The sequence below is a fragment of the Paraburkholderia strydomiana genome, from assembly GCF_046030495.1.
GTDB lineage: Bacteria > Pseudomonadota > Gammaproteobacteria > Burkholderiales > Burkholderiaceae > Paraburkholderia > Paraburkholderia strydomiana_A.
This window is the reverse complement of record NZ_JAQQCJ010000001.1, coordinates 660,864-673,175: the sequence shown is the minus strand read 5'-3', so window position 1 is coordinate 673,175 and position 12,312 is coordinate 660,864. Positions and strand designations below refer to the sequence as shown.

Genomic DNA, 12,312 nt, shown 5'->3' with positions numbered 1-12,312 from the left:
TTTTTCCGCGCGACGTTCGGTACAGGCGACGCCGGCAAATTTTGGGCAAAAAAAAGCCCGCCTATGTGGGCGGGCTGAATCCATATCAGAGGAGACATGGAGGAGACAAGACAAACTATAGCAAATAGTTTGGTGCGTCGCAACATGCAAATTAGGGTTGACCCTCGATGTTGCTAAAATACAACATTCTTGTGAGAGGCTTTTTTCCCCGAGTGCGTGGACCGGGCCGCCTGCCTAATGGCGCACCAGTGCCATCATTGCTCCAAAGCCGATGAACACCCCGCCCGTCAGTCGATTGAACATTCGCGCGACGCTGCGGCTCTTCAGTCTCGCGCCGATACGGCTGCCGAAACCCGCGTACACCAGATACCAGCTGACCTCGATCGCCGCGAAGGTCGCGACGAGCACGCCAAATTGCGGCAGCTTGGGTTGCGTGGCATCGATGAATTGCGGCAGCAGCGCGGCCGCGAACAGGATGGCCTTCGGGTTACTGCTCGCCACCAGAAAACCGTTGCGAAACAGCGCGAAACGCGAACGTGCGGGCCTGGCGGCGAGTTCGTCGACGGTATCGGCGGCGGCTTCGTCAGCCGGTGCGCGCCATGCCTTGATGCCCAGATAGACGAGATAGGCCGCGCCGATCATGCGCAGCGCGTTGAACGTGGCCGGCCACGCCGCGAGAACGACGCCGAGCCCCGCCGCCGACACCGCGAGCATCAGCACCAGCGCCGACAGACAGCCCGCCATGGTCGCGCTGGAACGGCGCAAGCCGTGCTGGGCACCGTGCGTCATCACGAGCAGCATGTTGGGACCGGGAATCGCGGAAACGACGAAGACGGTGGCGACAAACAGCCACCAGGTATGCAGAGTCATGAGAATCGATGCGGATTGGGATCGGGCGGGTATTATGCCCGCCCGGGTGCGGGTGCGGGTGCGGGTGCGGCTCCGGATGCGGCTGCGGTTTGCATATGTGGCCGTGTCCGTGCGGCATCTGCGTCCGCGTTTGCGTCCGCAGAGGCAGCGAGGGGCTTCCCGCTCGCCGCCGCCCCGCTCTTTAACGCCCGGCTCGCCGCGCCGCCACCTGGCCCAGTACGGCGAAGTCCTTCTCGCCGTCGCCGTGCGCGACGGCTTCGATCAGACTGTCGCGCACCACGCTGGCGATCGGCATCGGCGTCGTCACCGAATCGGCTGCGGCGAGCGCCAGGCGCAGATCCTTCAGTCCGAGACGCGCCTTGAACAGCGCCGGCTCGAAGCGCTGCTCCGCGATCATCTTGCCGTAGCCCGAATACACCGGACCCGTGAAGAGCCCGCTTGTAATGACATCGAGAAAATCCTGCATGGCGAGGCCATGCCCCGTCACCATCGCCGCCGCTTCACCGAGCGTCTCGATCGCCGCGCCGAGCATGAAATTCGCGGCGAGCTTCATCACGTTCGCCTGTTGCGGCAGCGATCCGATGCGCCAGGTTTTCTGGCCGATCACGTCGAACACCGGCTGAACCCGGTCGATCGCCTCGGCCGGACCGCCGGCCACGATCGTCAGTTTGCCCGCAGCCGCGACATCGGGCCGCCCCAACACCGGCGCCGCCACGTAATGGAGTCCACGCGACGCATGTGCGGTCGCCAGTTCCTCGGCCAGCGCCACCGAGATCGTCGCCATGTTCACGTGGATCAGGCCACGCGGAGCGTGCTCCAGCAGCGAGGCGGTAATGACCTCGCGCAACGCACTATCGTCGGCCAGCATCGAGAACACCGCGTCGCCTGCAAACGCTTCAGCCGGCGTCGCAACAACCCGCGCGCCGAGATCGGCAAGCGGCTGCGCCCGGTCCGGCGAGCGGTTCCACACGCGCACCTGATGCCCGGCTTTCAAAATGTTTGCAACCATCACGGCGCCCATCTCGCCGAGCCCGATAAAACCGATGTCCATCTGTCGCTCCGTCTTCTAAAGAACTCGAAGTAAAGCACACCCATGCGACATGTGCAGGGCAGCGCGCAACAAAACACAGTGCGATACTGCTGCGATGGTCACCGCGACATTCCGCTTCTATGAGGAGCTGAACGACTTTCTCGCCCGGCCGCTGCGCCGGCGCGCGTTCAGTTACGCCTGCGCGTCCAACGCGACCGCGAAGCACATGATCGAAGCGCTCGGCGTACCGCACACCGAAGTCGAACTGATTCTGGTGAACGGCGAATCGGTCGGTTTCAATCATCCGTTGGTGGACGGCGACCGCGTCGCCGTTTATCCGAAGTTCGAGGCGCTCGACATCCAGCCGCTCCTGCGCGTGCGCGAACGGCCGCTGCGCGTGCTGCGTTTCATCGCCGATGCGCATCTCGGCGGCCTCGCGCCGCTGCTGCGGTTAGCCGGCTTCGACACGCTATACGACAACCACTATCCCGACGCCGATATCGAAGCGCTTTGCGTCGCGCAACAGCGCATCGTGCTGACACGCGACCGTGAGTTGCTCAAACGCCGCAGCATCACGCATGGCTGCTATGTCCGCACGCTCAAGCCGCGCGAGCAATTGCGCGAAGTCTTCGAACGGCTCGATCTGGCCGGCAGCGCGCAACCGTTCCGTCTATGCCTGATGTGCAATGCGCCGCTGCGGCGCATCGCCAAGGAGGAAGTCGGCGCCCGCGCACCCGACGGCGTGCTGGAGCGGCATGACCAGTTCGTCACATGCGACGTGTGCCAGCGCGTATTCTGGGAAGGTACGCACTGGCAGAGGATGCGCGCGCTGATAGACAGCGTGGCGGTTGCGCCGGAGCGGCCGGGTTGAGTATCGCTCGGGATTCGCGGTGAGGCTTCTGATGCTCGCCTGCTTTTCGCGGCTCACGCGCGTCGGCCGATCGGTTGCGGCGAGCCTGCTGCCCGCCCTGAGCGCCGCCTTTCCCGCGACGCGCGGCGCGGTGCGTACAATGCGGGATTACTTATCTGGCAGAGGCCTTCCGTATGGCGATGAAAAAAACCGACCTTGAAAAGAACAAGGCGCTCAAACTGAACAACGCAATGAAACAGTTGACCGCCGAGCGTTTCGGTAAAGCCGCAACGGCCGAGCCGAAGCTCGATCGCCGCGAGCAACGCAAGCTCGATCAGGCGCAAGGCCTCGTCGCGTTCGCATGCAAGCTGAACGGCGAACTGGTCACCGAGTTGAAAACGCGTGCCGCCACGCATCCCGAGGGTATGACCGGCTTGCTGAACGAAGTGATCAAGCGTGGCCTCGCGGGCTAATCGCCGCATAACCCCGCCGTCCATGCAAAAAGGCCAGAGCACAAGCTCTGGCCTTTTTGCATGGCAACGCCTTTTTCCGCGCCCGCGCTACGTTGGCCGTAGCGGCACATCGCGGCGGCTCGCCCGACGAATCGGGCGTTAGCTTAGTTCGGCGTGCCCTTGTCGTTCGTGCCAGCGGCCGAAGCTGCTGCCGAGACCGGAGCGCGCTTGCCGTGCGTCTTCAGTTGCTTGGAGTGGTGCTTCTTCGGCGCGCTGGTTGCTGCGGCCGGCGCTGCTGCGTCCGATGCCTGTGCGAAAGCTTGAACGGAGACCAGCGCGATCGATGCGGCTGCGAGCGAGACGATAACTTTTTTCATGTGTTGTTCCCCAAACCTTTGCGACTGAGTCAATGTGAATGAAATAAGCTGCGCGGTAAAGCAGGCAAGGCTTGAGCGCCTCCCCGCTCCCCGCGGAGAGTATTACCTGGCGTAGGCAGTTTGTCATGCGCAAAACTTGATATGTATTTTCCGGGAGACAGGTTGCTTTCGACGTGCTTTCAATCGTTAAGCATTCCATACCAGGGACATTACCTAGCTGTCTTCAGACGAGATTACGCAGCAGGCTGGCGGTTTCCTGCAGGGTCGGCAACACCCGCTGCAGCGCGGCGCTCGGCTGTTCCTGGCCGATCGGCATGCTGACGCTGATCGCCGCCACCACCGAGCCATGCCGGTCGCGCAACGGCACCGCGACGCCGCGCACGCCGAGTTCGAGTTGCTGGTCGGTAACCCACGTAACCGTTGCGGCGGATTTCGCCGAGCACTTCGCGCAGCCGTTCGATCGTCGAGTAGGTGTAGGGCGTGAACACCTTGATCGGATAGGACGCGAGCCACTGATCGATGCTTTCAGGCGCCTGGAACGCCAGCAACACCAGTCCCGCCGACGACAACGGCGCCGGCGCGCGCGAACCGAGCACGAAGCCGACCGCCATCGCGCGGTTCACGCCGTTGCGCGCGACATACACCACGTCGTGTTCGTCGAGAATCGCAACCAGCGCGGTTTCCTGCACGGTCGCGGTGATGCGCTGAAGAAACGGCTGGACGGTGCGCGGCAGGCGCGCCGAATCCAGATACGACTGCCCGAGCCGCAGCACGCGAGGCGCGAGCCAGAACAGCTTGCCGTCGGTATCCACGTAACCGAGTTCGCGCAGCGTCAACAGATAACGGCGCGCCGCGGTGCGCGACAGGCTCGCGCGAGCGGCGACCATTGTCGGCGTCATGCGCGCATGCTCTTCGTCGAATGCTTCGATGATCGCCAACGCCTTCGCGGCGCCGGCGATCCAGTCTTTGTCGTCCATCGCGGTTGTTTGAAAGTCGGCGGGTTGGCGTGAGGCGTCATTGGGTCGGATGGCCGTTGCGCGATTATCGCGCGAGTTGGAGACTTAGCGCGGGAAGGCTGGACTCAACGGAAACCGACCGACGCCGCGGCCACCTACGCGTTTTCCGATACTTGCCGGCTGCCCGCGTATCATGTGGGCGATCCTGGACAGGCAGTGCGCGCGTGCGCTGAAGCCCGCCAGCATTGCATAGAGCGCACAGCGCCGCCCCCTCTGCCCGAGGCGCCGCGAACGCCCCGCAAGAACCATCCCACTCGAATAACCGCCTGTGAATCCCGACACCCGCCAACACCTGCGCGCCAATCTGCTGATGCTGATCGCCGCAATGATCTGGGGCTCCGCGTTCGTCGCGCAACGCCTGAGTCTCGATGCGATCGGACCATTTTTGTTCACCGGCTTGCGCTTCCTGCTCGGCGCGCTCGTCGTGCTGACGCTGATCGTGTGCGTGCGGCGCTCGGCGCTCGCTGAACTGTCGAAGCGCGAACCCGGCGGCGCACGCGAGCTGCTCGGCGCCGGCGCACTGCTCGGCGTGGTGCTGGCCGCGTCGATCTCCTTGCAGCAGATCGGCCTGCAATACACTAAGGTCGCCAACGCCGGCTTCATCAGCTCGCTGTACGTGGTCATCGTGCCGTTGCTCGGTGTGCTGTTTCGGCATCGAACCGGCATCGCCACCTGGCTCGGCGCGTCGCTGGCGGCCGTCGGCATGTATTTTCTGAGCGTCGACGAGCACTTTTCGATGCTTTACGGCGACTGGTATCAACTGGCGGGCGCCCTCGTGATTTCCGTCCAGATGATGCTCGTCGGGCGCTTCGCACTGCGCCACGACACACTCATGCTCGCGCTGGTGCAATTCGTGACGTGCGGCGTGACGTGCCTCGCCGTCGGCCTCGCTGTCGAGCCAGTCAGTCTTGCCGTGATCGCGCGCGCCGCGCCGACGATCGCCTACGGTGGAGCACTGTCCGTGGGCGTCGCTTATACGATTCAGGTGGTCGCGCAAAAGTACGCGGCACCTTCGCACGCGGCGGTGATCTTCAGCATGGAAGGAGTGTTCGCCGCGCTCGCCGGTTGGCTCGTGCTCGGCGAAACGCTGTCGACGCGCGCGATGTTCGGCTGCGCGCTGATGCTGGCGGGTTTGATCGTCTGTCAGGTGATGCCGGGCTGGCGCCGCGGGCTCGACCGCGTGCGTCACGCGTCCTGACGACTAGCGTACTCGGTGCGCCTCGCCCGATACGCCGAAAACACCTAGCAGATGCGCACGGCGCCGTTCAGCGCGGGTGCATCAGCTACGCCGCGCGCGGATGAGCAAAAACGTTCGACGTATCGCCCGTCGGCGGAAACACGCACCAGCAACCGTCGTCGTGACGAAAGAAGAACAGACTTCGTAAGCCGCCTTTGGCAGACGTCTCCACGCGTACGTAACGCCGGCCGCCCACGCGGGTGCGACTGAATTCGGTGACGTGGACCGGCGCGGACTGCGCTGGCGCGAGCCACTTCTCCACCAGAAAACGCAGCGACTGTTCGCTCGCGGCTCTCATGATCCGCTCCTGACCGGTTTGTCCTGACACGCATCGCGCGAGGACTCGGCGCTGTCGCCGCTGTCGGCGGCATCCGCGTCGGCTTCGGCGGATGCGAGGGCAATGGCCCGGTTGGTGGCTGCCGCCCGCAACGTGCTGCAATGGGTGGCATGTCGGATATCCGCGAGAAGACGGACGAGCTGTCGTGCTGATCTGCGTTTCATACACCCCCCGCACTGCACCAATAACTTCATAAAACACTTTAACTCTATGCCTGGATGGGCGTTGCCGAAATGTTTTTCGCTAATTAGCAACAGTTGCGCTTGCAAAAAGAGAGACGCAATCTTTGTACCGTCCAACTTCAATGTGCGCGTTCGAGGGATGAGCGTCTGTACGCTGGCGAGCGCTTCATGCGCCGGAAAAGCCCGACCGGCGGCCTGCGGAAGAAATGGCTGAGAGGTGAGTTATCCACAAAGACCTCTGAATAACTTCGGGATAGCGCGTAGAACAGCCTGTGCGCGGATTCTTGATAAAGCGGACCCGTCAGAAGCCTGTGTCAGAGTTATCCCGGCTTTGTAGTTTTTCTACAGGCTTGTTCCGCAGGGTTATGGATTTCGCATCACGTTGATGCGATGGGACATTTGGGCGTTATCCACAGAAGGGGTTAGCCCTTGTTAACTACTACTACATACGTATACGTCTGAAGTAAAAGACATAGGATAAGTACCGCTGCGCGATGAGATCGAAGGCTGATCGGCCCTACCCAACCCTTCGTTAAGCCGGACTGCACCTCACGGCAACGCAACCGCTCCGCTTGCCGGTTGAACGGCGGCTGCCTGGCCAACTGGCGCAGGCAATTCGGGAACGAGCGTGGGCGTCGTCACTTCGACCGGCATCGGCAAAAGACGCGTTTCGATGTGGCTATTGGCAACCGGCTGCGTACGCACGACGGTTTGCAGATAGTGATCGACGAGACCGAAGAAACGGTCGTAGAACTTGCCCGACGGAATGGTTTCGCTCGAGATCTTGACCATCGCGTCGCTGTTCGAACGGATCGGCAGCGAAAGCGAACCCAGCACGCTGAGCCCGACGCTTGCCGAGGTATCGCTTTTCTTCAGCGCAAAGCCGTTCTGCACGGCGTTGACGTAAACGATGCTCGTATCGCTCGCCTCCTCGCCCGGCGTGCAGACCACATGAAACTCGACGACGACGTGCGTATCACCCGTCGGCTGAAAGTTCTTGGTTCCGTCGACGGTATCGTTGCGGATCATCGTCGTCAGGTAGCCCTGGCTCAACAGGGCGCGGCGCGCGGCTTCGCAGCTATCCGTGGTGCTCGAATTGAAATTGCGTGCATAAGGACTCGCGCCGGTTTCGAACAATTCCTGCTGGAATTTCGGTTGCGGTGCGCTGCTGCACGCGGCAAGGGTCAACAGGCCGAACAGGGCCGCGGTCGTGGTTTTGGAAAGCGAGGTCAACATGGTCGATTGCAAAGGACGCTGCGCGAGCGCGAATGGAAATGCATTGTAGAGCGGGTCGCCAGGTGTGCGTAAAAAGCATGCAGCGTTAGCCGCGTGCCGCCTTGCACGGCATGACGAACGCTTACCGCAACGAGTTGCAGCGCCGTAGGCGGAAAGAAAACGAAATAGAAAACCAGCTCAGTGCGATGGGGCAAACAAACCGCCCGCCGCCGCACCACTTGCCTGGGCCGTGGCAGTGATCGCAGGTACGGTAAACGCATTCGCCCAGTAACCGGGCGCCGCGCAACGATCATCCTTGCAAGTGTCTGCGGCCGCTTCGGGATGCTGGCTAAGGTCTTGCGGCGCGGCGATCTCGGCGAAATCTTCGGCGCGCAAGCTGACCTTTTGCGCGTAGGCCTTTGAACCGCCGTAGTTCTTGAGCGCGGCGTTCAGATCGCCGTTGGCCGAGCGCATGTAGCCGTACAGGATGGCCGAGCCCACTTCGATATTCGCGGTCGGCTCCGTGAGGTCCTTGACGTTCCTCAGCAGCCCACGATGAGCCTGTGGCACCACCTGCATCAGGCCGGTCGCACCGTTGGCGCCTTTGGCCTTTTCCTTGAAGCGGGATTCGATCGAGATGATGGCCAGCAGAAGCGCCGGGGGGAGAGAATATTTCGATGCGGCGGATTGCACTGCGTCGGAAATCTTTTGAGCTTTATCCTTTGCCAGACCGAACTTGTGCGTCAGATACGCGGACATGCGGTCGGTGTTCTCGTCGGCCGTTGCGGTTTGCATCAGGCCGAGCGAAAGCACGATCAGGCAAAGTAACCGGCTCATGACGGGACTGGAAGAATGAGGATTCACGCATTATAGCGCCGCGCCAAAACGAGGCGTCCGGCGGGTGGAATTTCTCTTTTTAAATCAAGGGTGATCGGACTCGGCGCTGTGCACCGGACGTGGTTTGCGTTCAGGTTGTCATCCTCGATCAGCGCGCGTCGGAATGCCCGCGAGCCGGATTGCGGAACTGGTTTTTTTGATTCTCAACGTTGTTCCGTTAGTTGCATTTATGCTTCAAGGCAGTCATCGAATTCGCTAATGTCAAAGTGAAAGCGCTGGTCCGCTGGTCCGCCGGTTCGAAGCGTTCGATCTCATGCATGGCCCTGAGTGAACGCCTTCGCCGAATCGGCGAAGATAGTCGGGCCGAGAATGCTCCAGTTTCGCGAGCAGCGAAGCTTTACGATGCAGCCGCTCCGCTCACAGCTTCACCAGGTCGTCGCCTCCCCCGACTGCCGGTTGAATTCCCCCGGATTTGAGACAATGAACGCCGCCCGCGAACATAGTTGCGGGCCAACCCGGTGTAGGCTTGCCGTTTCGCACGGATGCCGGCCCATCGAACAAGAGATGTTTCAGGTATGAGCAAGACTGCGTTTATTCCCAGCGTCCCCGGGACGTCGGAGGACGATTTCGAAGTATCGGCAATGTCGAAGATGGCCGGCTACCGGCGTTTCTTTGGCGTGTTGAAAGTGGTACGGTCCACCGATGGCCGCGTGCTGTTTCCGTTCGACGGCGCCCCGGAACTTGGCCCGTATACGACCAAGCTGGAGGCGATTGCAGCCGCGCAGGTGTACGGCGAACACATCGTGACCAGCGACTTGGCGCGCCCGGAGTTGTGAGGAGGGCGTGCGGCGATCCGTCGGCTGGTCGCCTCGCGTGATCATTTAGGAGCAACGAATGGCTAGTCTGCGCAGAAGGGGCTCATCGGCCGCTGCCATGTGGAACGCGGCCATGCTGATGACCGTGCTGACAGCCGCGGTCAATCAACCCGGCTTCGCGCAGAACGCCGACGTCGGTTACGAGGCCGCGCAAGCTGCGCTCGGGAAAGCCGACATCGTTCATGCGCAGGTACGCGTTGCCGCTATCAATGCCGCCACCAATAGCGTGACGCTGCGCGGCCCGCGCGGCAATCTTGCGGACGTGGACGTGAATCCCGCCGTGGTCGACGTTACCCGGCTGCGGGTCGGCGACAAGCTGAACGTGGCTTATCAACAGGCACTCCTGCTTCGCATCGACAAGCTCGCGACAAAAGGTGTGCGTGAGCGCGTCGAGACGACCGTGGCGATTCCGGCATCGGCGGGGGTGACGTCATCGGCGCACCGGGTGCGGGTTGTCGCGACGGTGACGAAGATCGATCGCAAGAACCGCCTCGTGACGCTGCGTGGACCACGGCACCAGCAGGTATTGCGGGCCGCGCAGGACATTCCGCTCGATCAGTTGAGAGTCGGCGATAGCGTGCGGGCGGAGTTTATTTCGGCAGTGGCCGTAGCGTTGGCAAGGAATTGATTGTTGCCTGCGCTGGCGCTGATGATCGTGCCAGCGCAGGAAGGTTCTGCTCTCCGAACGGCACGCAGTCCGGTCTGCTGCAAGGCTTCGCGTTTTCGCCGCTGCACGCGATGATGAACGCATTGCTCGCGTGTCTACATTGCCGACTGCTTCGCGCGGCTAGGCGCCGCGCGATTGCACCGCGTCCGGTTACGTCGAAGAGGATGGCTGAAACGCCATTCCGCCCTCGGCCTCGCTCCAGCTTGCGACCCATGCGGGTAATGCCGGCGGCGCTTGAGCAATGCCCGCCAGTGCCAGCAATTCGGCAGTCGTCACGGTACCGCCCTTTCGTTTCAGGAATCGCGCCCGAACAACGGCCAACGCGACTGGCACATCGTCACGCACGAAACCCTGTTCGATGAAGATGTGCTTTTCATCCCAACCGATAACGCGAGTGTGCACGTCATAGCGGTCACCCAGCTCCAGCGAGCGATGAAAGCGCAGCGTTTCCAACGTGACGACCGGATACCAGCCTTGTGCTCTCAGCTGCCGCCACAGGCCGCTGCGCATCATCAGATCGACGCGCGCAAGGTCGAGGATCGTGAAATAGCGTCCATTATTCATGTGGAGCAGTACATCGAGATCGTTTATCCAGACGCGAAACGGTGTGACGCACGTGTCGAGCACATGCAGGCGGCTGCGGCGAGCGCTGGTCAACAACAGAAGTATTAGACGGAGCAGGAGACTCATGCGAAAACCCGGGATCAGATAGCTGCCATGGGTGGCCAGGAAATGGATGGTAGCCGCGATGATGAAACACGGCGCGCTGGAAGCGGGCTCAATCTGTAGAGCACCGTCTCGAATGTATGTTTTGTGCCAGCAAGCAAGGCGCTCGCCGTGACGTTCGACGGTTCGAAGGCGGGAAATGAAAACAGCCACCGGGGGTCCATCGACTGATGGCTATTCGTTCAGCGAAATGGACGGCTGATCGCTCCCCGTTGCCGAACGGTGAAAACTTTTTTCTGCACCGAAGACATTTTCTCAATGTGCAGAGGTACATTAATTCGGTTACTTGGCCGTAAGTCACCGGAGCTACAAATGACGGACAACAACGAGTTAGCAGCCAGGCCCAAATACGTTCCGGAATCGCTGCGAACACTCGCGGAGTATCTGGAGCGTGCACTTGATAGCGCGACGAGCATCGTGATGATGCGGCCCACCGACGGTGTCTGTATCGTGTACCTGGGCGACCCCGCAGGTCTGCGCGAAGACCTCAAGCAGATTGCTACGATTGCAACATCGCTGGCAAACAGTATGCTCGAGTCGACTGTTTCGGGCGTGAACGAGCTGCAAATCAACGACCAGATCTATCGTTTCGCCCGCAGCTTCACCCAGATCGACGAGATGGCGGCCGTGGTCTTTTCAATGGCTTAGGCCTCGGCTGCGCCGACGATGCGACGCCGCGCCTAATCCTTAAAATGCCGGACGGCAACTTGGTCGGGGTGGCGCTGTCTCAAGAACCCTGACCCCTCGGCCGTTCGACTTGCATTGTCTTGCCAGACGCCGGCCCTGCGGCAACCGGTTCACAAGGAGGACTGATGCATCCGAGAAGATGTCTGGTATTTCTGTTTTCTATGGCAACACTCAGCTCGACCGGGGCATGGGCGAGCGATATTCAATGCGCTACCACGCGTCAACCCGCGGAGCGCGTCATATGCGACCACGCGATACTCAACAACGAGTACGACGATATCGCCGCTGAGCAGCAGGCCTTGCTGAATAGCGGGAAGCTATCGCCCGGGCAGCTCACCCGATGGAGGCAATCGCGAAACGCCTGCTCCGACGTCCACTGCATTGACACAGTATTTGCGCAATGGAAAACAATGGCCAGGTCGGTCGAAACCAATGCCGCCGTTGTGCCGGCGCCTGCTATTGCCTCAGCGACGGCATTAGCCCCTGTCGGACCTACTTCCGATGCGGACGCTCTTTCTGCATCCCAAGGCTTACCCGCGTCCGCGGCGGCATTGCCGACATCCGAAGCATCTCTTGTGCGTCATGGCAGCGCGGCCGGAGTTGCGCTCCCGCAGCCGGTCGCGAGCCAAGTCTCGTCGCCAGTGGCAACATCCTCGGCTTCCGGTGCGAGTGAATCTCGCGGCAGGACTGGGTTGACCGCTGGACTGCTGCTTGTCTTCCTCATTGCGATTGCCATGGGCACGTTCGTCATTCGTCGAAGCATAGGCCGTCGGCGCGGTGAAAAACGCGGCGGCGTCCGCGGTAAGCACACGCGCTGAACCAGGCCGACTCGGGTGAAGTTGGACGGCGTTGCGAAGAAGACCCCTGTGTCAGCAAACTCAGCGTGGAGGCGTGCTGGCAGCGATTGCCGGGCTACCTCATCCGATTCGGAACCCGATTCCGGGCGACCCATTA

General features: G+C 61.7%; 13 protein-coding genes and 1 pseudogene. 6 read left to right on the top strand and 8 right to left on the bottom strand.

The window, feature by feature from the left end:
* Positions 1-234: 234 nt before the first annotated feature.
* Positions 235-870: a LysE family translocator gene (locus PQQ53_RS03085; protein WP_408140339.1), complete on the bottom strand. Its 636-nt coding sequence runs from the start codon at positions 868-870 to the stop codon at positions 235-237.
* A 181-nt stretch (positions 871-1,051) separates the two neighbouring features.
* Complete coding sequence (locus tag PQQ53_RS03080; RefSeq protein ID WP_408323261.1) at positions 1,052-1,921, bottom strand: NAD(P)-dependent oxidoreductase; 870 nt, start codon at positions 1,919-1,921, stop codon at positions 1,052-1,054.
* Between the two features lie 94 nt (positions 1,922-2,015).
* Here PQQ53_RS03080 and PQQ53_RS03075 point away from each other — a divergent pair, with 94 nt between their 5' ends.
* A complete protein-coding gene (locus PQQ53_RS03075) occupies positions 2,016-2,771 on the top strand; it encodes a Mut7-C RNAse domain-containing protein (RefSeq protein WP_408323260.1) in 756 nt (251 codons plus the stop codon).
* A 173-nt stretch (positions 2,772-2,944) separates the two neighbouring features.
* On the top strand, positions 2,945-3,223 hold the full coding sequence (locus PQQ53_RS03070) for a hypothetical protein (protein WP_408323259.1): 279 nt from the start codon (positions 2,945-2,947) through the stop codon (positions 3,221-3,223).
* A 143-nt stretch (positions 3,224-3,366) separates the two neighbouring features.
* On the opposite strand, the gene PQQ53_RS03065 is transcribed toward PQQ53_RS03070, so the two are convergent.
* Both PQQ53_RS03065 and PQQ53_RS03060 read right to left on the bottom strand, forming a co-directional pair.
* Positions 3,367-3,579 (bottom strand): hypothetical protein, encoded by a 213-nt coding sequence (locus tag PQQ53_RS03065; protein ID WP_408323258.1) that lies wholly within the window; start codon positions 3,577-3,579, stop codon positions 3,367-3,369.
* 223 nt (positions 3,580-3,802) lie between these two features.
* Positions 3,803-4,556, bottom strand: a pseudogene (locus tag PQQ53_RS03060) (IclR family transcriptional regulator domain-containing protein).
* A gap of 307 nt (positions 4,557-4,863) precedes the next feature.
* On the opposite strand from PQQ53_RS03060, the gene PQQ53_RS03055 reads away from it, so the two are divergent.
* Positions 4,864-5,793, top strand: a complete 930-nt coding sequence (locus PQQ53_RS03055) for a DMT family transporter (RefSeq protein ID WP_408323257.1) — start codon at positions 4,864-4,866, stop codon at positions 5,791-5,793.
* An 85-nt stretch (positions 5,794-5,878) separates the two neighbouring features.
* On the opposite strand, the gene PQQ53_RS03050 is transcribed toward PQQ53_RS03055, so the two are convergent.
* The 3 genes from PQQ53_RS03050 to PQQ53_RS03040 form a co-directional block, all read right to left on the bottom strand.
* On the bottom strand, positions 5,879-6,130 hold the full coding sequence (locus PQQ53_RS03050) for a hypothetical protein (RefSeq protein WP_408140328.1): 252 nt from the start codon (positions 6,128-6,130) through the stop codon (positions 5,879-5,881).
* A 770-nt stretch (positions 6,131-6,900) separates the two neighbouring features.
* Positions 6,901-7,587, bottom strand: a complete 687-nt coding sequence (locus PQQ53_RS03045; RefSeq protein WP_408140324.1) for a DUF2242 domain-containing protein — start codon at positions 7,585-7,587, stop codon at positions 6,901-6,903.
* Positions 7,588-7,764: 177 nt separating this feature from the next.
* Positions 7,765-8,403 (bottom strand): lytic transglycosylase domain-containing protein, encoded by a 639-nt coding sequence (locus PQQ53_RS03040; RefSeq protein WP_408152813.1) that lies wholly within the window; start codon positions 8,401-8,403, stop codon positions 7,765-7,767.
* A 575-nt stretch (positions 8,404-8,978) separates the two neighbouring features.
* Between PQQ53_RS03040 and PQQ53_RS03035 the strand changes: the two genes are divergently transcribed.
* Positions 8,979-9,239: a DUF6723 family protein gene (locus tag PQQ53_RS03035; protein WP_408140321.1), complete on the top strand. Its 261-nt coding sequence runs from the start codon at positions 8,979-8,981 to the stop codon at positions 9,237-9,239.
* Positions 9,240-9,351: 112 nt separating this feature from the next.
* Positions 9,352-9,906: a hypothetical protein gene (locus PQQ53_RS03030; RefSeq protein WP_408323256.1), complete on the top strand. Its 555-nt coding sequence runs from the start codon at positions 9,352-9,354 to the stop codon at positions 9,904-9,906.
* Positions 9,907-10,095: 189 nt separating this feature from the next.
* Here the strand turns inward: PQQ53_RS03030 and PQQ53_RS03025 are convergent, their stop codons facing one another.
* A complete protein-coding gene (locus PQQ53_RS03025; RefSeq protein WP_408323255.1) occupies positions 10,096-10,824 on the bottom strand; it encodes a thioesterase family protein in 729 nt (242 codons plus the stop codon).
* Positions 10,825-10,983: 159 nt separating this feature from the next.
* Here PQQ53_RS03025 and PQQ53_RS03020 point away from each other — a divergent pair, with 159 nt between their 5' ends.
* A complete protein-coding gene (locus PQQ53_RS03020) occupies positions 10,984-11,319 on the top strand; it encodes a hypothetical protein (RefSeq protein WP_408140315.1) in 336 nt (111 codons plus the stop codon).
* The last annotated feature ends 993 nt before the right edge of the window (positions 11,320-12,312 follow it).